Source organism: Streptomyces sp. HUAS MG91 (assembly GCF_040529335.1).
Classification (GTDB): Bacteria; Actinomycetota; Actinomycetes; order Streptomycetales; family Streptomycetaceae; genus Streptomyces; species Streptomyces tabacisoli.
Window position 1 is genome coordinate 6,434,192 of the sequence record NZ_CP159534.1, and the last position, 25,651, is coordinate 6,459,842.

The window sequence follows — 25,651 nt, forward strand, 5'->3', positions numbered from 1 at the left end:
CCGGTCAGACCCGGTCGATATGGACGTTGGTCGACTTCACCCGGGCCGTGGCCTCCACGCCGACCTCCAGCTCCAGCTCCTCGACCGCCTCACGGGTGAGCAGGGACACCAGCCGGTGCGGACCCGCCTGGATCTCCACCTGCGCCGCCACGTCACCGAGCTTGATCGCGGTCACGATGCCCGGGAAGGCATTGCGGACCGACGTGTAGGAGGCGTCCTCCTCGCCCGGCCCGCTCTTGGCGAGTTCGACGGAGAACGCCGCCAGGTCCTTCCCGTCGATGAGCCGCTTGCCGCTCTCGTCCCGATGGGTCGTCACTCGTCCCGCGTCCGCCCACCGGCGGGCGGTGTCCGGGCTCACGCCGAGCAGCCGCGCTGCCTGGCCGATCGTGTATGACTGCATGCGCGCCAAGATATCCGGGATATCCGGCCCGCCCGCCCGCGGTCCCTCCCCGGTCCGCCCTCCCGGCCCGCGTCACTGTGGATGACGCAGATGCCAACTGGTTCGCCCAATAAGGCATGCATGCGCGGGTATGAATTACGCTCGCACCTTGCATCTGTGGTCCACGGGAGTGATGGGGCTGGTCATGGAGAAGGGCATGCTGCCGCCAGGACAACGGCTGGCCAGAGGCTGGCCCGTCTCGCACTACGGGCCGGTGCCGCGCTTCCGCGCCGAGCGCTGGACGCTCCAGGTCTTCGGCGCGACCGCGAGCGGGGACACCCACTCCTGGACCTTCGACGAGGTCACCGCCATGCCCAGGACCACCGTGCGCGCCGACCTGCACTGCGCGTCCGGCACCAGCACCACCGACCACACCTTCTACGGCGTGCCGGGCCGCGCCCTCCTCGACCTCGTGCCGCCCGCCGCCGAGGTGACCCACGTGATGGCCTGGGCCGAGTACGGGTACAGCGCCAATCTGCGCCTCGCCGACCTCACCGCCGACACCACCGTCCTGGCCACCCACCACGACGGCGAGCCGCTCACCGCCGAACACGGCTTCCCGCTCCGCCTCGTGGTGCCGCACCTGTTCGGCTACAAGGGGCCGAAGTGGCTGCGCGGCATCGAGTACATGACGCAGGACCGCCGCGGCTTCTGGGAGGAACGCGGCTATCACAACATCGCCGATCCCTGGGCCGCCCAGCGCTACTCGTATCAGGAGGAGGAAGCGGACGAGGAGGGGGAGGGGGACGGGCCAGGGGAGTAGGGGCAGGGTGAGCGCTGGGCGCGGGCTGCCGTTCTGTCGGGCGGGGTGCGCCAGGCGCGGGCCGCCGGTCCGGCGACCTGGGTGCCGCCTGAGGTGACGATCTCCCTCACCTGTCCTCACGTGCACTTTATGTGCCCGGTCGATTACGCTCGGTCGCGATGAAGATCCTGTCGGTGCGCCGTGGCGGCCGTCCCGGGACACGGGCCGGGGCCGCCCTCGTCGTCCTCCTCGCCGCGCTGCTGCATCTGCTGGCCTGCGCCCACGGACCCGCTCCGGACGGGGCCGGGCGCGCCGACACCATCGCCGCGACCAGCGCAGTCGCCTCCCACGGCACCACGACTCCCCACCGCACCGACGGCAGCGGTGACGGCGACGCGCGCTGCCGGGGCATGGACGAACCGACCGCACAGCCACCGCGCGACCGCACCCCCGCCGAAACCGTGCGGAGCGCGTCCGCGACCGAGCCGCACCTCTTCTCGCCGGTGCCGACCCGTGAGCGGCACCCGGGCGCGGTGCGGCACCCGGAGTGCTCTCCCTCTCAGGACCGGGCCCGCCTGGGCGTGTGGCGGACCTGAGCCGGACCGGCCCGGACCGCTCCGGGGGCCGTCCCCGACGGCGCCCCGCGACCGCGCCCCGCCTCCGCCCGACATCCGTCCGTCCGCACGCACCGGCCGACCGCCGCACCGGCACCGGCCGCGGGAGAGACACGCCATGCACCAGACCACTCGCACCACCGCTCCGGCCGCCCCCGCCGGGCTCCTCGCCGACACCAAACGCCCGACCCACACCCCGGCCGGACTGGTCGGCGACACCCCCGTCCTGTGGATCGGCGAACCGTTCACCGCCGCCGGGCGCGGCTTCTGGGCCAAGCTCGAAGGACACAACCCCGGCGGCATCAAGGACCGCACCGCGCTGCACATGGTGCGGGCCGCCCGCGAACGCGGCCACCTGGCGCCCGGCGCCCGCATCGTCGAGTCCACCTCCGGCACCCTCGGCCTCGGTCTCGCCCTCGCCGGAGCCGCCTACGGCCACCCGGTCACCGTCGTCACCGACCCCGGCATCGAACCACTCATGACAGGACTGCTCACCGCCTACGGCGCGGACGTCCAACTCGTCGACACCGCGCACCCGGTGGGCGGCTGGCAGGAGGCCCGCAGGCGCCGCGTCGCGGAACTCCTCGCCGCCCATCCCGGCGCCTGGTGCCCCGACCAGTACAACAACCCCGACAACATCGCCGCCTACGCCCCGCTCGCCCATGAACTCGTCGCCCAGCTCGGCCGGATCGACACCCTCGTCGTCTCCGTCGGCACCGGCGGACACTCGGCCGGCATCGCCTCCGTCCTGCGCCGCTACTTCCCGGCGCTGCGGGTCGTCGGGGTCGACGCCGCCGGATCCACCCTCTTCGGACAGCCCGCCGCCGCCCGGCTGATGCGCGGCCTCGGCAGCAGCATCCACCCGCGCAACGTCCGGCACGCCCTCTTCGACGAGGTCCACTGGACCACCGCCCCCGAAGCCGTCTGGGCGGCCCGCAGGCTGGCCCGGCACCACTACGCCACCGGCGGCTGGAGCGTCGGCGCCGTCGCACTCGTCGCCCGCTGGCTGGCCCGCACCCTGCCGGCCGAGGACCGGATCGTCGCCGTCTTCCCCGACGGCCCGCAACGCTATGTCGGCACCGTCTTCGACGACGCGTACTGCGCCGAGCACAGGCTCCTCGGCCTGACTCCGGCCGACGACCCCGACGAGATCGCCCGCGCCACCGACCGGGTCGTCACCCGCTGGACCCGCTGCACCCATGTCACCGACCCCCTCGATCCCGCGACGCGCCTGCTCACCGGAGCCACCCGATGAGGACGGTGTGGCGGCAGACCCGCTCGTTCTCCGCGCCGGTACGGCTGCTGATGATCAATCAGTTCGCCATCAACCTCGCCTTCTACATGCTCATGCCCTACCTCGCCGCCCATCTCGCCGGACCGCTCGGCCTCGCGGCCTGGGCCGTCGGACTCGTCCTCGGCGTCCGCAACTTCTCCCAGCAGGGCATGTTCCTCATCGGCGGCACCCTCGCCGACCGCCTCGGCTACAAAGCCCCGATCATGGCGGGCTGCCTGCTGCGCACCGTCGGCTTCGGACTGCTCGGCTGGGTCGACAACCTGCCCGCCCTGATCGCCGCGTCGGCGGCCACCGGGTTCGCCGGAGCGCTCTTCAACCCGGCCGTACGCGCCTATCTCGCCGCCGAGGCGGGGGAGCGGCGCGTGGACGCCTTCGCCACCTTCAACGTCCACTACCAGGCGGGCATGCTCCTCGGCCCGCTGGTCGGACTCGCCCTGCTGGCCGCCGACTTCCGGCTCGTGTGCACCGTCGCCGCCGTTCTCTTCGCGGCGCTCACCGTGCTGCAATGGCGGGCGTTGCCGGCCCGCCACGGCGAACCCGCCGTGGCCGCCCCGCCCAGCGTCCTGGGGCAGTGGCGCACCGTCATGAGCAATCGCCCCTTTCTGCTCTTCGCCGTCGCGATGACCGGCTCCTATGTCCTGACCTTCCAGGTCTATCTGGCCCTGCCCCTCGCCGCCGGGCAGGCGCTGGGGGCGCGCGGCACATGGGCGACGAGCGGCCTGTTCGTCGTCTCCGCCGCCGTCGCCGTGGCCGGTCAACTACGGCTCACGGGCTGGGCGAAACGCCGTTGGGACCCCGCCCAGGCCCTGGTGCGCGGACTCGCCGCGATGGGCCTGGCCTTTCTGCCGCTGGCCCTTACCCCGCCCGGCGCCCGGGCGGGCGTCGTCCTCGCCCTGGTCGCCGCGGTGTCCCTGCTCGCCGTCGGCGGCGCGGTCGTCTACCCCTTCGAGATGGACACCGTCGTCTCCCTGTCCGGCAACCGCCTCGTGGCCACCCACTACGGCCTCTACAACACGGTGTCGGGCCTGGGTATCACCCTCGGCAACCTCGCCACCGGCGCCCTCTGGGACTTCGCCGTACGGCATGACGCCCTGTGGCTGACCTGGTCCGCGCTGACCGCGACGGGTCTCGTCTGCGCGTCGTCGGTCGCCGCGCTGGCCCGCAGCGGACGTCTCACGGCTCGCAGGGAGCCCGAACTCGTGGCGGCCTGAGAGGCGGTGGGCACCTGCCCGGCCAGCCCGGCCCGTGCCTGCCGGTGCCGATGCCGGCGCCGGTGCCGTCTCGGCCTCGTGCCCGGCTGGTGCTTGCTTCCTTCCGGCCTCATGCCCATCGGTGCCTGCCCTGTCCCTGCCCTGTCCCTGCCTTGTGCCCGCTCGCGCGCTCACTCCGCGCGGGCACGGGTCAGGCACCGGGCCTTCGCTCCGCGCGGGCACGGGTCAGGTGCCGGGACGGATTCCCTACGCAGCCGCCTGTCTTCACGCAGTGGTCTGTCTTCGCAGCGTCCTCCCCGTCACCGTCAGCCCGGACACGACGGCCGCCAGCAGCGTGCCGGCGACGGCTGCCGCCAGGGTGGTGGTGTTCAGGTGCAGGCCGATCGCGGACGAGCTGACCTGGGAGAGTCCGGACGCCATGCCCAGCAGCGGGGGCACCGTCACCGCCACCCCGAGGACGGCGCCGATGGCGACCACCAGCACCGTCTCGCCCGCTGAGGCGAGGAGGAGCTGGCGCGCGGTTCCACCGGTGGAGGTCAGCACCCCCAGGTCACGCCGTCTGGCGTGGGCGGCCATGGCCATGCTGTTGACGACGGCGATGACGCTGTAGCCGACAGCGATCGCGATCAGCAGAGCGGCGAGGGCGTCGGTCAGTCTCGCGTCGGTCTCGTAGTCGGCCAGGGCGTACGCGGCGGCGTCGTGCAGTGCTGTGCCGGGAACCGCCGCCGACGCCGTGGCGGTGCCGGGGACGAAGATGTCGTCGGTGAGCGCCGCGGGGTCGTGGGTGCGCACCAGGTCCCGGGCGACCACGAAATCCCCGCGCGCCGGGTCGTCGGGCAGGATCGCCCCGACGCGCAGGGCGACGGTGGAGCCGTCCGCGAAACGGACCGGCACCGACTGCCCCTTCCTCAAGTCCAGCTCCGCGGCCGTGCGTTCACCGAGCACGGCTTCGCCGGGCCGGCCCCAGCGCGGGTCCCTGCTGCCCAGGACATCCAGGACCGTCGCCGTGCCCTGAGCCTTCCGGTGCACGAACGCACGGGTCGGCAACGCCGCCTTGCCCACCGGATTGGCCGCCACCACCTCGTCGGTGTTTCCCGGTGTGCCGTCCGCAGTGACGATCGTCTGACCCTTCACCTTCAGGGCCTCGCCCGCCGGATACGCCACCCGCATCGTCTCCACCATGCCGCTCAGCAGCACGGCGAACCCGACAGCGGCGATCACGGGAGCCACCAGGGAAGCGGCCCGGCGCGGGTTCGCCGTCAGCTCCGCGCGGACCAGGACCGGACCTGCCCCGGCACTGCGCGCGAAGGGCGCCGTCAGTAGCCGGGCGACCGGCCCGACCAGTACCGGAGTCAACAGGGCCGCCGCCACGATCAGCGTCGTCGTGGCGAAGATCGCCTTGTTGACACGGTCGTCGGCACTGGAGAACGCGGTGCCCACGGCGAGCAGCACCCCGACGGCCAGGGCGGCCAGTCCCGAGAGCCAGCGGCCGCGCCCCATGGCCCGGTCTCCGGAGCCGCTGTCGAGCAGCGCCTCCACGGGAGCGACCCGGGCGGCCTTGCGGCTCGCCGACCAGGCCGCGATGACACTGACACCGACACCGATCGCCGTGGCGGTGAGCAGCGGCCAGCCGGCGACGCTGATCCGCAGATCGGGCGGCGCGACGTCCAGGCCGTCGAGCAGGGCGCGCAGCAGCGGGGTGGCCGCCACCCCCGCCGCGCAGCCGGCCACCGAGCCGAGCAGACCGACCACGGCCGCCTCGCCGAGAATCATGCGGCGGATCTGGGCGGGAGCGGCGCCGAGCGTGCGCAGCAGACCGATCTCGCGGCGCCGCATCCCGGTCGCCAGGGCCAGCAGCGAGGCGACGACGAAGACCGTGGTGAACAGGCTGAGGAAGGCCATCGCGCCGATCAACTGGACGCCCAGGAAACGCTGATGCTCCAGATGCGCCGGCTGCACCTCGGCCCGCCCGTCCCCGGAGACCACCCTGCCGGCATCCCCGACGGCCTTCGCGGCGGCCGCGGCGATCGCGCCCGTGTCGGCCCGCTCGCCGGTGATCAGGGCGATGGCCCGGACACCGGGCTGCTGCCGGGCGGCGAACGCCTCGCTGAAGTAGTAGCCCGGGCCGTCCACGGTGCCCACCACGGTGAACTGCCTGCGGCCCTGCGTGATGTTGACCGTCAGCGTGCTTCCCGGGGCCACCCCCAGGGCGCGGTCCACCACGACCTCATTCATGCCGTGCGGGGCCCGGCCGGACACCGTCGCGTACGGCGCCGTGCGCGCACCGTCCCAGCCGTGGCCGGACTCCAGGGCGCCCTCGTCGGCCACCGGACGGCCGTCCACCAACGCCTGGGCGTAGAAGGAGCGGTCGAGCACGGCGCGGGTCACGCCCGGCACCTCGGCGAGCGCGGCCCGCAGCCGCCCCGCCTCGGCGGGTCCCCAGGGCACCAGGTCCTCGGGACTGCCGTCCGTGTCGACGGCCTGCTCGGGCAGCACCAGGGCGGCGGCGCCCGCGTACCGGGGCTGCACCCCCGGCCGCGACGAGTCGTAGACGACGAGTGTGGCGGTGATCAGGGCGACGCCCACCAGGACGGCGGCGAAGGCACCGAGGAAGGAGGACCAGCGGTCCCGCACGTTCGCAAGAATCAGCATCATGACTCCAGCCGGGTCATACGGGCGGCGATCTCGGCGGCGTGGTCCGCACCGGACCGCCGGTCGAGCGGCACCCGGTCGGCGATCCGCCCGTCGCGGAGGAAGACCACGACGTCCGCCGAGGCCGCGGCCACGGGATCGTGCGTGACCATCAACGTGGTCTGGCCCTCCTCGTCGACCAGCATCCGCATCATCCGCAGCACCTCGCGCGAAGTGACGGTGTCGAGCGCGCCGGTCGGCTCGTCCGCGAAGAGCACGGCGGGCCGTGTGACCAGGGCACGGGCGAGGGCGACGCGCTGCTGCTGCCCGCCGGACAGCTGACTGGGCCGATGTCTCGCCCGCTCCGCCAGACCGACCGCGGCGAGTGCGCGCGTGACTTGCTCGCGGCCGATCCTTCGGCCCGCGAAGCGGGACGGCAGCTCGACGTTCTGCGCGGCCGTCAGCGACTCCACCAGATTGAACGCCTGGAACACGAATCCGACGTGCGCGCGGCGCAGTTCGGTGCGCTCCTTCTCGCTGCGCCCGCCCATGTCCACGCCCGCGAGGACGATCCGGCCCTCCGTCGGGCGCTCGAGCCCGGCCGCGCACCGCAGCAGCGTCGACTTCCCCGAGCCGGACGGGCCCATGATGGCGGTGAACGTGCCGCGGGCGAAGTCGAGGGAGACGCCGTCGAGGGCGACCACCGGGTGTCCGCCGGCGTCATGGATCTTGCGTATGTCCCGCAGCTCGACCGCGTTCTGCGGCTCGATCCCGTCTTGCGGCTCGACCGCGCTCCGCGAAGGGGCAGTGTTCTGCGGATCGACCGCGGCGTGCGGAGCGACCGTGCCTTGCGGCCCGCCCGCCGTCTGCGGCCCGGCTGCGGTCTGTGGCCCGTCTGCGGTCTGCGGCCCGCCCGCCGTCTGAAGCCCGGCCGCGTCCTGCGGCCCGACCGCGTCCTGCACGGGAGTTCGCCTCGTTGTCGTCATGCGTCGATTCCACCGGCCGGAGCGCACCGGCCACACTGGTCCAGGCTCTACTCCAGAGGTAGAGCCAGCTCTACCGCGCCGTCCGAACCGCCCGGCTACGGTGATCACATGCGTCCCACTACCGCCTGGCAGGCCCTGGCTCAGCGCCCGTTGAGCTTCCTGACATCGAGCTGGCCGTGGCGCTCTCTCGCGTATTTGAGCGGAGGCGTCGTGGTCGGCGCCGCAGCCGCGCTCTTCTTCGCCCTCGGCCTCGCCGCGGGGATCGCCCTGCTCGTCGTGCTGATCGGCGTCGCCCCGCTGGCCGGCCTGGTGCTGGCGTCCACCGTGGTGGGCCGGGTGGAGCGGCGCCGCCTGAGACTGGTGGACCTGGACCCGCTGTCCGATCCGCACCGGGCCCCCGACAGCCCCGGCCCGCGCGCCTGGGTGACCGCCCGGCTCAAGGAGCAAGTGACCTGGCGGGAGCTGACGTTCACGTTGCTGTCGGCGGCGTCGCTGTGGTGGCTGGACCTGCTGGTCCTCGGGTTCTCCTTCGGACTGCCCGCCCTCACCTTCGCCTCGACCGACGGATCGACCTGGCCCTGGACGGTGTTCGGCGCGATCGTGCTGCTGGCCTCCCCTTACACGGTCACCTCGTGGGCGGGGGCCCGCGGAGCCCTGGCCCGCACCTTCCTGGTCCCGCGAGGCAAGGAGCTGGGGGAGGAGCTGCAGGAGGTCCGTGCCTCGCAGTCGCGGCTGCTCGACTCCTTCGACGCCGAGCGGGCCCGGATAGAGCGCGATCTGCACGACGGAGCCCAGCAGCGGCTCGTCTCGCTCGGCATGACATTGGGGATGCTCCGCCTGGAGGTGCCACCCAACTCCCCGGTGACGCGCCTGCTGTCGGAGGCGGAGGACCAGCTCTCCACCGCGCACAAGGAGTTGAGAGCCCTGATCCGCGGTCTGAACCCGCCCGTCCTCGCCGACCACGGCCTGGTCGCGGCCATCGAGGACTACGCGGGCCGCTTCCCCATCCCGGTGCAAGTGGATCTGCGACTGCCCGAGCGGCTGTCCAGACAGCTGGAGACGACCATGTACTACCTGATCAACGAGGCGCTGACGAACATCGCCCGGCACAGCGGAGCCACCTGTGCCCAGGTGTACGGCCGGTACCATTCCGATCAGTTGCTCCTCAACATCCTGGACAACGGCCGCGGCGGGGCCGACCCCGGGAAGGGCACCGGAATGACGGGCCTCGCCGACCGGGTCGCGGCGCTCGACGGCCGGATACAGGTGCTGAGTCCGGTCGGTGGTCCGACCCTGCTGCAAGTGGAGGTTCCGTGTCGCTTCGCCTGATCGTGGCCGAGGACGCCGTCCTGCTCCGCGAGGGCCTGATCGGGTTGTTCGAGAGGGTCGGGCACAAGGTGGTGGCGGCCGTCGGGGATGCCGAAGCCCTGGAGAAGGCGGTCCGTGCCGACCGGCCCGACCTCATCGTCACCGATGTCCGGATGCCGCCGGCGCTCGGCGACGACGGACTGCGGTCGGCGGTGCGGTTGCGCGAGGAGTTCCCCGGTCTGCCGGTCCTCGTGCTCAGTCAGTACGTCGAACGGTCGTACGCGCTGCGGCTGTTGGACTCCGGTGGCGGTGCGGGCGTCGGCTATCTCCTCAAGGAGCGGGTGAGCGCGGTCACCGACTTCATGGCCGCCATCGAGCGGGTCGCCACCGGCGGGACCGTGGTGGACCCGGAAGTGATCACGCAGCTGGTCCGGCTGCACCAGGATCCTCTGGAGCGGCTGAGCCCCCGGGAGCGCGAGGTGCTCGCGCTGATAGCGGAGGGACAGACCAATGCCGGGCTCGCGAAGTCCCTGTTCCTCAGTGAGGCGGCCGTCAACAAGCACATCGGGAACATCTTCAACAAGCTGGATCTGCCGGTCGACACCGACGGGCACCGGAGAGTCCTCGCGGTTCTGGCCTTTCTCCGCTCCTGAGTCGCCGCCCGCCCGCCGGCCCCGCCGCCCGCTCAACCGCCGGGGAGCGGACTGCGTCTCCCCACCCGGGCGCCCGTCCTCGGCAACCGCGCCGAGAGCGCGGAGCGACGCAGGAGCAACGGGAGGCGTACGGCATGGAGATCTCCGGCATCTTCACGGCGATCGTGGTCGGCATCGTGATCGGCATCCTGGGCCGTCTGGTGATTCCCGGTCGGCAGCGCATCGGGGTGCTCTGGACGATCCTCGTGGGGATCGCTGCCGCGCTCGTCGGCACGGCTGTCGCCGGGGCCTTCGACGTCGCGGACACCCCGGGCATCGACTGGATCGAGCTGGCCATCCAGATCGGTCTCGCGGCGGTGGGCGTCGGCGGCGTGGAGCGGCTGAAGCGCCGACGCTGAGCACGGTGGCAGCGTCCGCGGGCGCGTCGGAGCTGGGCGAGCAGGTCGTGTTCCAGGGCATGGGCCGCGGTGTTCAGGACCGCGCCCAGCGCCTGGAGCCGCTGCGGGGAGCAGCGCGTGCCCGGCGTCGACACCGACAGGCCGGCCAGCGCGGTGACGTCCGGCGCCCGCACCGGTACGCCGACGGCGACGAGGCCGTGCTCCGGCTTCTTCCCGTTGGCAGCCCGTCCGCGAGATCACCGGCGGCATCGGCTCCACCGGCAGCCTCGCCGGCCCGGCCGGGCCCCGGCCCCTGCCCCGGACCCGGTCACGATCAGGATCACGGTCAAGGACGCGGACCCGGCCCCGGACCCGGGCGGCTGCGTCGCTCCCACGCCTCACGGTCCCGTACGTACACGGGGGCGGCCGCGGTGATCGCCCGGGTATGTGCGGAGCCTCGGGACAGTCGCCAGCGCACGGTGCCGGTGACTCGGGTGGCGCAGGAGGTGATGAACTCCTGGCAAGCGGTGCGTAGTTCGCCGAACCAGCGGCCTTCCAGGGCCTCGCGCACCCAGACTTGTTCGAGGTGCATCTTTTCCCGGACGGTCTCGGCGGCGAGCGTCGCCGTCTCCAGGTGGCGGTACGTCCTCAGGAGGAGTGCGGCGGCGGGCATCTCCCGCAGTTCGAGGACCTTGTGGCCGCCGGGCAGGTGTTCAAGGCCGCTGTAACGGCCGATGCCGTGGGCGCCCGCCCGGAGGTTGAGCGCCTCGATCAGTTCGGGCAGCGGCAGCGGGCGGCCGTCCAGGGCCGTGGGCACACCGCGCGCGAAGGCGATCTCCACGGTCTCGTCGGCGGGCGGCTCGGCCGGGCGGGCCGTCCAGGTGTACAGGTGCTCGGGGACCGTGTGGTCCTCCGGGTCGTCGAGAACGCCCGACTCGAACTCGCGGCACCACAGGTTCGCGTCGACACTCGCGACCCGCTTGCCCAGGTGCGGCAGCCCGATCTCCTCCAGCTCGCGCGCCTTCTGTTCGCGGTCGACCGGGTCGAGGTCGTACGGGCTGCCGTACGGCACGGCGCAGCCGAGCAGGTCGAGGGCGCCGTTGAGGCGGCGCAGCGTGTTCTGGGACGGGTTCGCCGTGTGGACGACCGCCGCCGCGTCCAGCTCCGTGGCCAGGTCCAGGGCGAGGCGGGCGATCAGCGGGCGGCTCAGGGACGAGCTGACCGGATGGGTGTCCAGGTAGACGGCCTGCGCGGCGATCGCCGGGCGGACGAAGGAGTCGGCGAAGGTGTGCCGGGCGTCCACGAGGTGCAGCCGCACCCCGAGGTGGTCGGTGGTGTGCCGCAGCTCGTCGGCGTCCTCGCCCGCGCCCAGGTCGGCACTGAAGGCGTGCACGTCCGTGAAGCCGGCGCGGGCCAGCCGGTGCAGCAGATAGGTGCTGTCCAGGCCGCCGCTGAACAGGGTCACCACCGGCCGGTGCCGGTCGAGCGGGCCGTCGGTGAGATCCGCGAACGAGCGGATCAGCGGCCCGTGCGGGATGCTCACGCGCCGGCCTCCCCCACCGAAGGCACCGAACGCACCGAACGCACCGAACGCACCGAACCCACGGAGCCCACCGAAGGCATCGAATCCACCGAACCCAGCGACCGCAGCTCCGCGGTGAAGGCCCGCGGGGTCGGTTCGTGGAGCAGGGCCGCGAGCGGGATGCCGAGGCCGAGCAGGTCGCGCAGCGTCTCGACCACCCGGACGACCGTGAACGAGTCGCCGCCCAAGTCGAAGAAGTCGTCGTCGGGGCCGACGGCGTCGACCGCGAGGACGTCCCGCCACACCGCCATGACCAGCGCGTCCAGCTCGCCCGGCGCGGGGACGGCCGCGCGCGGGGCGGTGGCGGCCGCCGCCCGTTTCTCCAGGAGCGCCCGGTCCAGCTTGCCGTTGGCGGTCAGCGGCAGGGCGGCAAGGACCTCGACGGTGCGCGGCACCAGGGCGCGCGGCAGCCGGGCGCGCAGGTCCGCGCGGACCGACGGGCCCAGCTCGTCCGGCGGCGGCGCGCCGTCCGCGGCCACCACGAACAGGGCGAGGGCCTTGTCCGCGCCCGCGCCGTGCGCCACGACCGCCGCCTGCCGGACTCCCGCACACGCGACAGCCGTCGCCTCGATCTCGGCGGGCTCGATGCGGATGCCCCGGATCTTCACCTGGCGGTCGGCGCGGCCCAGGAACTCCAGTACGCCGCCGGGACCGGCGACCCGCACCAGATCGCCGGAGCGGTACAGCCGCCCGTACGGCGTGGTCACGAACCGGTCGGCGGTCAGCTCGGGCCGGTGCAGATAGCCGAGGCCCAGGCCCGCGCCGCCGATGTACAGCTCGCCGGGCCCGCCCTCGGGCACCGGCGCGCCCGACGCGTCGAGGATGTGCAGCGCGGTGCCCTGGACGGGGCCGCCGATCAGCACGTTCGCCGGGTCGGGGTCGCGCGGGCAGATCCAGTACGTGCAGTAGATCGTGCACTCGCTGGGTCCGTACAGGTTCGTCAGGATGGCGGTCGAGCGGGCGTGGAAGCGGGCCACCAGATCGGGGCTGAGGGGTTCGCCGCCGGTGAGGACCTGGCGCAGGCCGTCGTACCGCTCGTTCCGGTCGCGGGCCAGCAGGAACAGGTCCAGGAGCGAGACCACGCAGTAGAACGTGGTGATCGCGTGGTCGCGGATCAGGGCCGCCAGATAGTCGGCGTCGCGCTGCCGGCCCGGCTCGGCGACGACGATCGCGGCGCCCGCGAGCAGCGGCCAGTACGTCTCGCTGAGGTACATGTCGAAGCTGCACGCCGTGTGATGGATCATCCGGTCGCGCTCGTCCATCCGGTGCGTGGACTGAAGGGCGTCCAGCCGGGCGGCGAGAGCGGCATGGCTGATCAGCGCGGCCTTGGGGCGGCCGGTGGACCCGGAGGTGTAGATGATCACCACCGGGTCGTCGGGCGACGCGTCGAGCGCGGGCGCCGGAGCGGCCGGGTGTGTGGCGCACTCCTCGTCCGTCAGCACCTCGGCGATGCCCGCGAACCGCTCCCGCAGCCGCGCGTCGGTGAGCACGATCCGCGGCGCGCAGTCCCGTGTCGTCGCCCGTACGCGTTCCAGCGGATCGGCGGGGTCGAGCGCGGCGTGCGCGGCGCCCGCGAACGCCGCGCCGAGCAGCGCCACAAAGAACTCCACGGACCGCTCGTGGTGCACGACGACCCGGTCGCCGGGACCGACGCCGCGCGCCCGCAGCGCCGCCGCGGTCCGCAGCACCCGGTCCTTCAACTCGCCCATGGTCACGACGGTCTGACCCGCTATCAGCGCGGGCAGCTCCGGGTCGCGGTCCCAGCGCTCCAGAAGCAGGGCATCGATCCGGCTCACCCGACTCACCCGACTCACCCCGCTCACCCCGTTCACCTGACCCACTTCGCTCACGCGACCGCCCCCTTCGCGAAGTGGTCCAGGCTGCGGGCGACGGCGTCCGCGAGCAGCGCCGGGCTCTCGGTGAGCAGCAGATGCCCGCCGGGCACCCACACCGTCCGGGCGCGGTCGCTGAACAGCTCCCAGTCCTCGGTGCGTTCCTCCGGGCACAGCGGATCCGCGTCGCCGAACACCGCGAGCAGCGGGCAGCCAAGAAGCGGTTCCGGCCCCGAGCTGTACTCCTCGACGGCCCGCAGGTCCGCCACGAGCGACGGCAGCAGCAGCGCCAGCATCTCCTCGTTCGCCGCCAGCGACGCGGGCACGCCGCCGAACTCCTTCAGGATCTCGAGGATCTGCTCCGGGTCGTCGGTGTCCCGCAGCCGCCGCCGCTGCGGATCGGGCTTCTCGGTGACCGCCCACTGCGACACCGCCACGAACCCGGCCACCGGCACATCGCCCGTGCGCTGCAACGCCCGTACGGCCTCCAGCGCGAGCACCGCGCCGGAGCAGACGCCGACCACCAGCAGCGGCGCCGAACCCGGCAGCGCGCGGGCCGTCGCGACGACGTCCGCCGTCAACTCGGCCAGCCCGCCCACCGGTTCGCGCACCCGGGACTCGCGCCCCGGCAGCCGCGCCGTGGCCACCGCCCAGTCGGCGGGGGTGTGCGCGGCGAACGCGGTGCCGCTCGCCGCGCCCGCGCCCGCGTGCGGCACGAGCAGCACCCGCCAGGCCGCGTCCTCGGGGCGCGCGCCGTCGAGTCGGAAGGTCTTCACCGGCATCCGCGCGTCACCCGGCCGTCACGAACTCGGCGAGCCCGCGGGCGAGATGGCCCGGATCGTCGGCGCCGACCAGTTCGCGCGCCGAGTGCATGGACAGGCCGGGGACGCCCACGTCGACGGTCGTCACGCCGAGCCGGGCCGCCGTGATCGGCCCGATGGACGTGCCGCACGGCAGCGCGTTGTTGGACACGAACCGCTGCCACGGCACGTCGGCCCGCTCGCAGGCGGCGGCCCACGCGGCGAAACCGGTGCCCTCGGTGGCGTACCGCTGGTTGGCGTTGACCTTGACGACCGGGCCGGCGTTCGGCAGCGGGTGGTTGTCGGGGTCGTGCAGCTCCGCGTAGTTGGGGTGGACGGCGTGGGACATGTCGGCGGAGACGCACAGGCCGCCCGCGAGCGCCCGCTCCCAGTCCTCGGCGCCGCCGCCGCGCGCGGTCACCGAACGGTGCAGCACCCGCTCCAGGAGCGGCCCCTGGGCGCCGGTCTCGGAGCCGCTGCCGGTCTCCTCGTGGTCGAACGCGGCGAGCACCGGGACCCGGTCGGGAGCCGCCTCCGCGGCGGCGGCCAGCAGCGCGGTGACGCCCGCGTGCACGGAGACGAGGTTGTCCAGACGCGACGACACGATGAACTCCCGTCGGGCGCCCAGGAGTCCGGGCGGCTGTACGTCGTGCAGCATCAGGTCCCAGCCCAGGACGTCGGCCGCGTCGATCCCGCCCTCGTGCGCGACCCGGCGCAGCAGCGCGCCGTGCTCGGTCGGGCCGAGCGACCAGATCGGCTGGGTCTGCCGCTGCCGGTGCAGGGACAGCCCGTCGTTCACGGTGTGGTCCAGGTGGATCGCCAACTGCGGTACGCGCAGCAGGGGTTCGTCGATCCGTACGAGGGCGGAGGTGCCGTCGCGCAGCGTCAGGCGGCCGGAGATGCCGAGGTCCCGGTCGAGCCAGGTGTTGAGCGGGACCCCGCCGTAGATCTCCACGGCGACCTGCCGCCAGCCCGCCCGGCCCGTGTCGGGCGTCGGCTTGACGCGCAGGTTCGGCGAGTCGGTGTGCACGCCCATGATGCGGAACGGCGCGTGGGCCGGGGCGCCCTCGGGCACGTACCAGGCAAGCAGCGCGCCGCCCTTGGCCAGGTACCGGCCGCCGCTGTGGCCGGTCCACTCCTCGGTGCCGGTCAGCTCGGTGAACCCGGCCTTCTCCAGGCGCCGCGCGGCCGAGGCCACCGCGTGGTACGGGGACGGGCTCTCCCGCAGGAACGCCAGCAGGTCCTCGACGTGCTCGGCTTGTGTGGGCAGGTTCATTCGGCGTCCGCCTCCAGGGGCAGGGGGTGAGGGTGGTCGAGCAGCGCCGCGAGGGGGCGCCCGGGCTGCGTGCACAGCTCCCCGAGCAGCGCGGCGTACGAGGTGAGGAGCCCGTCGGCCGTGGTCGCGTCCCACAGGTCGGCCGAGTACTCCAGGAAGGTGCGCAGGCCCAGCGCCGGGTCGCGGCGCGGGGAGAGGCCGAAGACCAGCTCGGCGCGGGCGACCGGCGGCGCCAGGTCCTCGACCTCGACGGCGAGTCCGGGGATCTCGATGTCGGTGTCGGGATAGTTCTGGAAGGCGAGCACGTTCGGCACCCGGTCGGGCACCTCGGTGGCGCCCGCGTCGCGCATCGCCTGCATGATGCGGGCCGTCGGCAGGACGTGTGCCATCACAGCGAGCGCCTCGGCGCCGGTGCGGGCGACCAGGTCGGCGAAGGACTCGCCGGGCTCGATCCGCACCCGCACCATCACCGAGGTCGACACCATCGCCACCAGCGAGTCGCCCGCCGTGCCCGCCCGGTTGGCGTACGGCACGGCCAGCAGGACGTCCCGTTCCCCGGACAGCCGGGCCAGGTGCACGCCGAGCGCGGCGGCCGCGACCGCGAACGGCGTCTGCCGCACGGAGGCGGCCAGCTCCTCCAGTGCGGTACGGACGTCGGCGGGGACCGTGCCGCGCACGGTGCCGCCCGCGCCGCTGAGCGTGTCGGGCCGCGGCCGGTCCGTGGGCGTGTCCAGTCGGCACGGCACGCCCTCCAGATAGCGCGCGCAGAACGCGGCGCGCCGCTCCTCCTCGGCCGGGTCGTGCGCCGTGAGCTGTTCCCGGGCGTACTCCGGGGCCTGCGCCGACGGCGCGGGCAGGGTGTGCGGGCGGCCGGCCGCCGCGGCCGTGTACAGCTCGGCCAGTTCGGCAAGGAGCACGGAGTGGGACCAGCCGTCGGCACTGGCGTGGTGCAGCACGAACATCAGCACCCAGCTGTCGTCGGCCACCTTCAGCAGCCGGCAGCGCGGGAGGACCGGCTCCGCGAGATCGAACGGTTTCGCCGCCATGCGCCGGCACACCGCGTCCGCCCGCTCCCGCGCCGCGTCCGGAGCGAGCAGGGACAGGTCGTCGACCCGCAGCCGCGGGGGCGGCGCGTCCACCACCTCCTGCCACCAGGCGCCGTCCGCGCCCCGCACGAAGCGGGTCCGCAGGGCGTGGTGCCGCTCGACGAGCCCGGCCAGGGCCGTGCGCAGCGCGTCCGGGTCCAGGGCGCCCCGGAAGCGGATCCGGGTCGGCACGTTCCACACCTCGGCATGGGGGACGGCGTGATGGCCGGCGATCATCCGGTCCTGCTGGGGGCTGACGGGAGCACGGTCGACGACACCGGGCCCGACGTCCTCCAACTCCTGCTCGGCGACAGCTATATGACGGGCCATCGCCGCCGGGGTCGGATCCGCGAAGAAGTCGGCCAGCGCGATCTCCGCGCCCAGCACCTCCCGCACCCGGTTCACGAGCCGGATCGCCGTGATCGAGTTGCCGCCCAGGTCGAAGAAGTCCGCGTCGTCGGCGACCTCGTCCACGCCGAGCACCGCACGCCACACCTCCCGCACCTCGCCGCCCGCGCCGGACGGCCCGGGGCGGGTGTCCGCGACGGTCCGTGCCCCGTCCTCCACCATGGCGCGCAGCACCCGGTCCAGGTCGGCCAGGTGACCGCGGACCGTTCCGTCGTCGAAGAGGCCGGCGTCGTAGCGGATCCGCAGCCGCAGCCCCGACGGCGTGCGCACCGCCATGAGGGCGAGTTCGAGCGGTGCCGACGAGGCGCCGCCCGGGACGTCGGACGCGGTGAGCCCCGGCAGGCCGACACGGGTGAGCGGTGCCGTGTCCAGATCCGCGGAGACCGTGACGAGCGGGCGCGGCCGTCCCGCACCGCCGCCGAGCCGCGCCGCCAGTTCGTCCGGGTCGACCCGCTGGTGCCGCTCGGCCTCGAACAGGGCGTCGCGCGTGGCCCGCACCGCGTCGGTGACCGTCGTGCCGTCGGTGAGGGCCGCGCGCAGCGGCAGCACCGCGGCGTGGAAGCCGACGGTCCGCGCGGTCGCGGGCGTGCGCCGGGCGAACGTCGAGCCGATGACGAACTCGTCGAGGCCCGACCGCTCGCGCAGCACCAGCTGCCAGGCGGTGAGCAGCGTCGCGAACAGGGTGACGCCGTGCCGCCCGCTCCACTCCTGCACGGCCGTCGTGCGTGCCGCGTCGAGCAGCACCTCGGCCGCGGCGCCGCGCTCGGATCCCCGGCGTCCGCGCGGCCGGTCCGTCCGGGGCGCGGGCGCGGGCGGCAGCGGGTCCAGGTACTTCAGCCACCACTCCAAGTCCCCGTCGTCCGCCGGTGGTTCGGGCGCGTCGGCGGCCGTCCCGGCGGGCTCGGGGAAGCGCGGGGCGCGCCCCTGGACGCGGGCCGTGTACAGCTCCTGGAGATCGTCCGCGAGGAGCCGCGCCGAGTGGCCGTCCGTGACCAGGTGGTGCAGGCCGAACAGCAGGACGTGGTCGTCGTCGGCGAGCGTCAGCAGACGCGGGGCGAACAGCGGGCCGTCGGCGAGGTCGAAGGGGCGGGTGCTCGCCGCGCGCAGGGCGGCCCCGATCGCGGCGTCCGGATCCTCCTCCCGGGCGTCGGTCACCTCCAGCGGGACGCGCGGCGACGCCCGGACGATCTGCTGGAGCAGACCGTCCGCGCCGCCCGCGCGGAACACCGTGCGCAGCCCCGCGTGCCGGGCCACGAGCCCGTCGACGGCGGCGGTCAGCGCGGCCACGTCGAGCGGGCCGCGCAGCCGCACCGCCTGCACCTCGTTGTACGCGGCCGGGTCCCCGGCCAGCTGCGCGGCGAGCCAGAGCCGGCGCTGGGCGGCGCTCGCGGGCGCGGTGACGTCCTCGGGGACGGCCCCCGACTCCGCGAGAGTGTTCTCCCGCAGTTCGGCGAGCCGGTCCAGGCCGGCCCGCGCGAGATCCGCGGGCATACCGAAGTCGACCAGGGCGGCGATCTCGTCGACGCCCGCGTCCCGCAGCGCCGCCACCACCGGCGCACACGTCCCGGGCGTGCCGATCAGCGCCCGCTCGTCGCAGTACCGGTCGTAGGCCCGCAGGAACAGATACTCCAGGTCGGCCTCGCTCGCCTCCGCCACGTCCCGCTCGCCGGAGGCGACGGCCCCGGCCGCCGACCGCATCTGGAGCGAGGAGCGCAGATAGCGGGTCATCGGCTCGCGGGCCTGCGCCCGCGCCGTCGCGTGGTCGTCGGCGAGATGGGTGTGCAGGAGGACGGTGACGCGGCCCGCGTCCGGGTCCAGGCCGTGCCGGGCGCGTGCGGCACGGTAGTGAGTGATGTTCGCGGCGAGTTCGGCGACGGTCTGGTTCATCAGGTTCGTGACGATGCCGAGGTCGCGGCGGGCCGCCTCCTCGTACGACGCCCGGCGCCCGGACGTCGCCAGGAACATCGGCGGGGCCTCCCGCACCGGCCGCGGCAGCGTCCCCACGTCGACCGGACGGCCGTCGCCGCCCTCCCGGCGCACGGTGCCGCCGCGCCACAACTCCCGTACAGCATCGAGGTGTTCGAAGGCGATCTCGGTGCGCCGGGCGAACCGGTCCGGGTGCAGCGCGAAGTCCCGCGCGTGCCAGCCGGTGGCGCAGCCGAGGCCCACCCGGCCCCCGGACAGCCGGTCCACGACCGCCCACTCCTCGGCGACCCGCACCGGGTCGTGCAGCGGCAGCACCACGGACCCCGCGTTCAGCCGGATCCGCTCGGTCTCCCGGGCGAGCGCGGCGGCGACCACGGCCGGGTTCGGGAACAGCCCGCCGAAGGAGTGGAAGTGCCGCTCGGGGATCCACAGCGAGCTGAACCCGTGCGTGTCCGCGAACCGGGCCGTCTCCACGATCCGGTCGTACGCCTGTGAGGTGTCCTCGGCGTCCGGGTAGTCACCGAAGAAGTAGACGCCGAAGTCGGGCGCGGGACGCGGCGATTGAGCCTTCGAGGCCGTCCTCGTCCGGCTGGTGGCCGGGAAGAACCCGCCCTCGCGCAGCTCCCGCAGCGAGCCCTTCACCGCGTCGGCGACCCGCTCGACGTCCGCGTCCGTGTGCGCGGTCGACAGATAGAAGCTGCGCCACTCCCACACGTAGATCCCGCGCAGCAGCAGATGCTGGTACAGCAGCTCCATGTCGGCGCGGTGCGTGAAGCGGAACATGGACCCGAAGTGCGCCAGCTCCAGCGGGAACTCCTCGTCGCGGAAGAACGTGTTGAGGTCGTCGGCGAGCGCGTCCGTGCGCGCGTTGAGCCGCTCCTGCAAGGCCGGTCCCTCGGCGGTCAGATGCGTGAGGACCGCCTTGGCCGCCGCCATCGACAGCGGGTGCTGGAGGTAGGTGCCGCCGAAGAAGGTGGTCTCCGCGCCGGGCGCGCTGTCGTCGCCGTAGCGCCAGAACCCGCCGTCCACCCCGTCGAGGAGATCCGCGCGCCCCGCGATCGCGCCCACCGGGAAGCCGCTGCCGAGCGCCTTGCCGTACGTGGCCAGGTCCGGGACCACGCCGAAGTGGTGCTGGGCGCCGCGCGGGTGCGGGCGCAGACCGGTCAGCATCTCGTCGAAGAGCAGCACGATGCCGCGCCGCCGGGTCAGCTCCCGCAGTGAGCGCAGGAACTCGACGGGCCGCAGGGCGGGGTTGCGGCACTGGACCGGCTCCACGACCACGGCGGCGAGGGAGTCGCCGAGCGCGTCGATGGTGTCCAGCGCCTCCTGGCTGCCGTACTCCAGGACCAGCAGATCGGCGACCGCGCTCGCCGGGATGCCGCGCGACACCGGCACCGCGCGTCCGCCGTCGGGGCCGGGGCGGCCGAGGACCGGGTCGATGTGGCCGTGGTAGGAGCCGCGGAACATGACGACGCGGTCCCGGCCGGTCGCGGCGCGGGCCAGCCGGATCGCGCCCGAGTTCGCCTCCGTACCGGAGTTCGCGAACGCCACCCGCTCCAGGCCCGTCAACCCGGCCAGCAGCTCGGCGACCTCACCGGCCTCGACCGGACGCGGCCCGAACCGCAGCCCGCCGTCGAGATGGGCCCGCACCGCCTGCGTCACGCACTCCGGCTCGTGCCCGAGGAGCAGCGCGCCGAAGCCCATCGTGATGTCGGTGTACGTGTTGCCGTCGATGTCCGTCAGACGCGCGCCCCGCGCCGAGCGGGCCGACAGCGGGTACAGCGTCTCCTTCGTGGCGCGCCGGAACCCGACCACGGCACGGCTGTCCGCGAGGACCGGGCGCCGCCGCTGCGCCAACTCCTTCGAGGACGCGGTGCGTTCGCTCAGCCGCCGGGCGAGGTCGGCGGCGTGCGCGCGCTGCCGTGCGTCGGCGCCCGCGCCCGCCATCCCCGAGTCCGCGGGCAGCACGACCCGCGGACCGTGCTGCTCCGCGGGCGCGGCGGCGCGGCTCCGGGCGCGGGCGAGCTGCGCCGTGAGGTCCCGGGAGAGCTGTGCGGCGCGGTCCGCCGCCGACGCCGTCATCGGGCGGAGCGGTCGGCGCCGAGCAGGGCCACCGCCTCGGAGAGCTGGGTCAGCATCGCCGCCTGCGTCTCGGCCAACAGGTTGACCTGGCGCGTGAGTTCGGCGATCTCGGCGCGGGTGGCGTACTCGGCCGGCGGTGCCGGCTCCTCCTTGACGGGGGTGATCACCCGGGCCTCGGGCGGTGCGGCGGGGCGCTCGCGCCGCTCGGCGATGAGCCCGGCCGTCAGCTCCGGTGTCCCCGCGTCCTCCAGGATCTCCCGGATGGCGATCCGCACGTCGAACTCGGCCTCCAACTGGCGCAACATGCCGATCAGTTGCAGGGAGTCGGCGCCCAGCCCCACATAGGTCTGCGCGGGCGCCACCTCGTCCAGGGTGAAGCCCAGATGGTGCGCGGTCAGCTCGCGCACGCGGGTGAGCACCGGGCGGTCCTGGTCCTGTGCGGTCACTGCGTCCTCCACGGGGGGTTCGGGGGCGGGGGCGGGGCCCGTCCAGTAGGAGCGGTGCTGGAAGGGGTAGGTGGGCAGCGGGATCCGGCGGCCCGCGTGTCCGGCGAGCAGCGCCGTCCAGTCGACGGCCGTGCCCGCGCACGTCAGCCCGGCCACGGCCTGCCACAGCCCGTCGACATCGGCGGCCCTGCCCTGCGTCGGCAGGCACGGCACATCCGGCAGGGCCCGGCGCGCCATGCCGGTGAGCGGGGCGCCCGGCCCCAGCTCCAGCAGGACGTCCCGGTCGGCGAGGGCGCGCAGCACGGCGTGGAAGTCGGCGGTGCGGCGGGCCTGCCGCACCAGATAAGCGGCGTCGGGGCGCCAGCCCGCGGCGTGGACCGTGCCGTCGAGGCCGGACACGAACTCGGTCTCCACCGGCCGGAGTTCGACGTCCTCCACCGCCGCCCGCAGCTCGTCGAGCATCGGGTCGAGCAGCGCGGTGTGGAACGCCCGGTCGACCGGGAGCGGTTCGCAGGGCACGTCGGCAAGGAGCCGCCGCGCCGCCGCCACCGCCTCGGGGCGGCCCGCGACGACATGGTGCGCGGGCCCGTTCACCACGGCGAGTTCCAGCCCGGCGCCCACCTCGTCGAGCAGCGCCCGCACCCGCGCGTACGGGGCGAACACGGCGAGCATCGCCCCGGGCGCGGTCTCCCGCATGAGCCGGCCCCTGCGGCACAGCAGCCGCATCCCGTCCTCCAGGGACAGCGCGCCGGCCGCGTACAGCGCCGCGTACTCCCCGACGCTGTGCCCGCCGACGGCCGCGGGACGCACCCCCAGGGACTCCCACAGCCGCACCTGCGCGGCCTGGAACGCGAACAGCGCGGGCTGGGCGAACGCCGTGTCCCACTGCCCGGGACCCGCCCCCGCCACCAGCCGCCCGGTGAAGTCGCCTTCTCCCGACTCCTGTTGATGGATCCGGGCGCAGGCGTCCAGCGTCGCGGCGACCACCGGGAAGCGCTCCGCGAGCGCCGCCGCCATCCCCGGCGCGGCCCCGCCCTGCCCGCTGAACAGGAACACCGGCGCCGCCGGACCGTCCACCGTCCCCGTGCGGTACGCGGCCGGATCGGTCCGCCCCGCCAGGAACGCGTCGAGCCCTTCGCGGGGGTCGCCCGTCACGACGAGGCGGTGCTCGTGGTGACGGCGGCCCAGCGCGGTCGTGGTGAGCAGGTCGGCCGGGTCGAGCCCTGGATCACGTACGAGCGCGTCCCGGAACGCACGCGCGTACGCGGTGAGCGCCTCGGAGCCGCGGGCCGAGAGCGGCAGCAGCGGGGGAGCGCCGGACGGCGTCCTGGGCGGGACGGGCGGCGCCTGCTCCAGGACCACATGGGCGTTCGTGCCGCCCATGCCGATGGAGTGGACGCCCGCCCGGCGCGGTCCGTTGTCATCGGCGGGCCAGGCGGTCGCCCGGCGCGGCAGCGTGAACGGGCTCTCCTCGACCCCGAGCAGGGGATTGGCCCGGGTGAAGTTCACCAGGGGCGGGATCACGCCGTGCCGCAGCACCAGGATCGCCTTGATGAGCCCGGCGAGCCCGGCCGCGCTGTCCAGATGCCCGATCGCGGGCTTCGTCGAGCCGAGCGCGCAGAACCCCGTCCGGTCGGTGTGCCGGCGCAGGGCCTCGGTGAGCGCGGCGAACTCGATCGGATCGCCCTTGTACGTGCCCGTGCCGTGCGCCTCCAGATAGCGGACCGACTCCGCCGGCACCCCGGCCGCCGCCAGCGCGCCGAGCACTGCATCCCGCTGCCCGGCCACGCCCGGAGCCGCGAAACCCGCCTTGTCCGCGCCGTCGTTGGTGACCGCCGAGCCGAGGATCACCGCGTGCACGGTGTCCCCGTCGGCGAGCGCGCGCTCCAGCGGCTTGAGGACCACGGCGGCCACCCCGTTGCCGCCGACCGTGCCGTCCGCCGCCGCGTCGAAGGCCCGTACCGCACCCGTCGGCGAGAGCGTCGACCCCTTCACCCGCCGGTGCCCGGTGATCTGCGGCAGGTGCAGCGCCGACGAACCGACCAGCATCAGCTCCGCGTCACCGGCCGACAGCGCCTGACAGGCCAGGTGCACGGAGACGAGCGCGCTGGAACAGGCCGTGGCCACGTTGACGGCGGGACCGGTCAGGCCGAGCCGGAACGCGGCCCGGTTCGCCGTGAAGTCCGGGTAGTTGCCGACCTGGATCTGCTTCACGGCCGTCCAGTCGTCGCCGGCCGCCTGCTCCCCGATGTTCCGCGCCAAGTAACTGTGCAACGAGTACAGGCGGTAGCCCACGCTCGCGTACACCCCGATCCGGGCGTCCGTGCCCGCGTACCCGGCGTCCTCCAGCGCGTGCCAGGCGCACTCCAGGAACAGCCGCTGCTGCGGATCGGTGACCGTGGCCTCGCGTCCGCTCATCCCGAAGAACGCCGCGTCGAACCCGTCGATCCCGGGCAGCAGCGCGCTCGCCCCACCGAACTCCGGTTCCTTGTACGTCGCTTCGGGCACCCCGGCGGCCGCGAAGTCGGCGTCGCCGAACCGGCGTACGTGCGTCACGCCCGCCGCGATGTCCCGCCAGTACGCGTCCGGGCCGTCAGCTCCCGGAAACCTCAGCGCCATCCCGACGACCGCCACGCGCCGGTCCCGCATCGCCGCCCCCCTCCTCCGCGGACGCCGGATCCGTGCGCCGCTGCCGCAGCACCTGCGCGACGAACACCACGGCCACCACGATCGCGACGCCGTGCGCCACACCGACCACGGAGAGCGGGGAGAACACGTCGAGCGCCGCCGCGACCGCGATCATGCCGACGCCGAAGCCGAGGTTCTCCACCGTCGCCGACAGCCCGAACGCGTGGGTGCGCAGGTGCGTCGGCAGCGTCTGGAGGTGCGAGCTGTACGACACCTCGGTGACCCCGTCGGCCGCGCCCGCCAGCAGCGCGACCACGATCGTCGCGGCCCACGGGAACCCGGCGAAGGCGAGGATGAACGTCGCCGACATCGCGATCGTGCCGAGCCCGAACCCGAGCGCGCCGACGGACCGTCCGTCCCGCTTCACCCACCGCTGGAGCACCTGCTGCACGAGGACGTTGCCGAGCGCCCACACGCACCAGAAGACACTGACGAACACGGCGGGCCGGTCGGCGTCCAACTGCGTGGAGTACACCGGCAGGGCCGCGTTGTGCGAGGACGAGCCGAGCGCGTCGATGCCGCGCAGCGCCACCATCAGCGCGATGACCGGGGCGGTGGCGAGCGCCGCCAGCGCGCCCGGACCGCGCTTCCTGTCCGCCGCGGCCGGGGCGCTCTCCCGGCGCTCCGTCCGCGCGGTCAGCGGCAGCAGCGCCACGGTGCCCGCGCAGACCAGGAACGTCGCCATGTCCAGCAGGAACGCGGCCCGGTAGCCGAGCAGCGACACCACGACACCCGACGACGCGAACCCGACCACCATCGCCATCGAACGGCCGCTCACCATCAGCGAGTTGGCCCAGGTGTGCCGGCCCTCGTCCACCATGTCCGGGATCGAACTGCGGAAGGCGACCATGAAGAACGTGCCCGCCCCGCCGACCACCGCCGAGACCAGGAACAGTGCCGCCGTGCGCAGCCCGTCCGGCGCGCAGACAAGCAGCACCAGCGCGGCGGCCTGCACCACGTTCGCCCAGAACATCACCGGCTTCGCCGCCCACCGGGCGAGCAGCGCGGCGGCCCCGAGCCCCGCCAGGAACCCGGCGGCCAGCCGGACGGCCATGAACACACCCACCGCGAGGGCCCGGTCCGTCACCGCGTAGACGTACAGGTTGAGCGCGACCAGATTCAGGTACGTGCCATAGGAGGAGATCGCGTAACCGGTCACCAGGATGCGGTACCGGCGTTCCTTCATGGAGCGTTCCTTTGCGAGCGGGCCCGTACGAATGCGAACGAGTGAGCGGTGGTTCGAACGTTCCGCACCCTAGGCGGGGGACTCC

The 25,651-nt window shown here is 74.0% G+C and carries 17 protein-coding genes and 1 pseudogene; 7 read left to right on the plus strand and 11 right to left on the minus strand.

Annotation, left to right across the window (positions count from 1 at the left end; translation table 11 throughout):
• Positions 1-4: 4 nt before the first annotated feature.
• Positions 5-400: a helix-turn-helix transcriptional regulator gene (locus ABII15_RS29230; protein WP_353945244.1), complete on the minus strand. Its 396-nt coding sequence runs from the start codon at positions 398-400 to the stop codon at positions 5-7.
• 184 nt (positions 401-584) lie between these two features.
• Here ABII15_RS29230 and ABII15_RS29235 point away from each other — a divergent pair, with 184 nt between their 5' ends.
• The 4 genes from ABII15_RS29235 to ABII15_RS29250 all read left to right on the plus strand — a co-directional run bounded on the left by ABII15_RS29235 (position 585) and on the right by ABII15_RS29250 (position 4,300).
• A complete protein-coding gene (locus ABII15_RS29235) occupies positions 585-1,202 on the plus strand; it encodes a molybdopterin-dependent oxidoreductase (protein ID WP_353947240.1) in 618 nt (205 codons plus the stop codon).
• Between the two features lie 158 nt (positions 1,203-1,360).
• Positions 1,361-1,777, plus strand: coding sequence for a hypothetical protein (locus ABII15_RS29240; RefSeq protein WP_353945245.1), 417 nt, complete (start codon positions 1,361-1,363; stop codon positions 1,775-1,777).
• Between the two features lie 136 nt (positions 1,778-1,913).
• Positions 1,914-3,050, plus strand: coding sequence for a PLP-dependent cysteine synthase family protein (locus tag ABII15_RS29245; RefSeq protein ID WP_353945246.1), 1,137 nt, complete (start codon positions 1,914-1,916; stop codon positions 3,048-3,050).
• On the plus strand, positions 3,047-4,300 hold the full coding sequence (locus ABII15_RS29250; protein WP_353945247.1) for an MFS transporter: 1,254 nt from the start codon (positions 3,047-3,049) through the stop codon (positions 4,298-4,300). The genes ABII15_RS29245 and ABII15_RS29250 overlap by 4 nt, the downstream gene beginning before the upstream one ends.
• Positions 4,301-4,564: 264 nt before the next feature.
• On the opposite strand, the gene ABII15_RS29255 is transcribed toward ABII15_RS29250, so the two are convergent.
• The gene (locus tag ABII15_RS29255) at positions 4,565-6,955 is read right to left on the minus strand and encodes an ABC transporter permease (RefSeq protein ID WP_353945248.1); all 2,391 of its coding nucleotides are present in this window, start codon (positions 6,953-6,955) and stop codon (positions 4,565-4,567) included.
• Entirely contained in the window at positions 6,952-7,677 is a 726-nt protein-coding gene (locus tag ABII15_RS29260) for an ABC transporter ATP-binding protein (protein WP_353947241.1), read from the minus strand. Before ABII15_RS29260 ends, ABII15_RS29255 begins: the two co-directional genes overlap by 4 nt.
• Before the next feature lie 348 nt (positions 7,678-8,025).
• On the opposite strand from ABII15_RS29260, the gene ABII15_RS29265 reads away from it, so the two are divergent.
• The 3 genes from ABII15_RS29265 to ABII15_RS29275 all read left to right on the plus strand — a co-directional run bounded on the left by ABII15_RS29265 (position 8,026) and on the right by ABII15_RS29275 (position 10,276).
• Positions 8,026-9,246 carry a sensor histidine kinase gene (locus tag ABII15_RS29265; RefSeq protein ID WP_353945249.1) on the plus strand — a complete coding sequence of 407 codons (1,221 nt, stop codon included), beginning with the start codon at positions 8,026-8,028 and terminating at the stop codon, positions 9,244-9,246.
• Positions 9,231-9,878 carry a response regulator transcription factor gene (locus ABII15_RS29270; protein WP_353945250.1) on the plus strand — a complete coding sequence of 216 codons (648 nt, stop codon included), beginning with the start codon at positions 9,231-9,233 and terminating at the stop codon, positions 9,876-9,878. Before ABII15_RS29265 ends, ABII15_RS29270 begins: the two co-directional genes overlap by 16 nt.
• Before the next feature lie 134 nt (positions 9,879-10,012).
• A complete protein-coding gene (locus ABII15_RS29275; RefSeq protein ID WP_353945251.1) occupies positions 10,013-10,276 on the plus strand; it encodes a GlsB/YeaQ/YmgE family stress response membrane protein in 264 nt (87 codons plus the stop codon).
• Positions 10,277-10,335: 59 nt separating this feature from the next.
• Here ABII15_RS29275 and ABII15_RS29280 read toward each other — a convergent pair.
• The 8 genes and pseudogenes from ABII15_RS29280 to ABII15_RS29315 form a co-directional block, all read right to left on the minus strand.
• A pseudogene (locus tag ABII15_RS29280) lies at positions 10,336-10,497 on the minus strand (IclR family transcriptional regulator C-terminal domain-containing protein); the annotation flags it as partial.
• Positions 10,498-10,601: 104 nt separating this feature from the next.
• Positions 10,602-11,798 (minus strand): argininosuccinate synthase-related protein, encoded by a 1,197-nt coding sequence (locus tag ABII15_RS29285; protein ID WP_353945252.1) that lies wholly within the window; start codon positions 11,796-11,798, stop codon positions 10,602-10,604.
• The gene (locus tag ABII15_RS29290) at positions 11,795-13,633 is read right to left on the minus strand and encodes an amino acid adenylation domain-containing protein (RefSeq protein ID WP_353945253.1); all 1,839 of its coding nucleotides are present in this window, start codon (positions 13,631-13,633) and stop codon (positions 11,795-11,797) included. The genes ABII15_RS29285 and ABII15_RS29290 overlap by 4 nt, the downstream gene beginning before the upstream one ends.
• Before the next feature lie 50 nt (positions 13,634-13,683).
• Positions 13,684-14,445, minus strand: a complete 762-nt coding sequence (locus ABII15_RS29295) for a thioesterase domain-containing protein (RefSeq protein WP_353945254.1) — start codon at positions 14,443-14,445, stop codon at positions 13,684-13,686.
• 13 nt (positions 14,446-14,458) lie between these two features.
• Positions 14,459-15,745 carry a M18 family aminopeptidase gene (locus ABII15_RS29300; RefSeq protein ID WP_353945255.1) on the minus strand — a complete coding sequence of 429 codons (1,287 nt, stop codon included), beginning with the start codon at positions 15,743-15,745 and terminating at the stop codon, positions 14,459-14,461.
• A complete protein-coding gene (locus ABII15_RS29305; protein WP_353945256.1) occupies positions 15,742-21,246 on the minus strand; it encodes a MupA/Atu3671 family FMN-dependent luciferase-like monooxygenase in 5,505 nt (1,834 codons plus the stop codon). Before ABII15_RS29305 ends, ABII15_RS29300 begins: the two co-directional genes overlap by 4 nt.
• Positions 21,243-24,341, minus strand: coding sequence for a beta-ketoacyl synthase N-terminal-like domain-containing protein (locus tag ABII15_RS29310; RefSeq protein ID WP_353945257.1), 3,099 nt, complete (start codon positions 24,339-24,341; stop codon positions 21,243-21,245). Before ABII15_RS29310 ends, ABII15_RS29305 begins: the two co-directional genes overlap by 4 nt.
• Positions 24,286-25,566 carry an MFS transporter gene (locus tag ABII15_RS29315; RefSeq protein ID WP_353945258.1) on the minus strand — a complete coding sequence of 427 codons (1,281 nt, stop codon included), beginning with the start codon at positions 25,564-25,566 and terminating at the stop codon, positions 24,286-24,288. Before ABII15_RS29315 ends, ABII15_RS29310 begins: the two co-directional genes overlap by 56 nt.
• Positions 25,567-25,651: the final 85 nt, after the last annotated feature.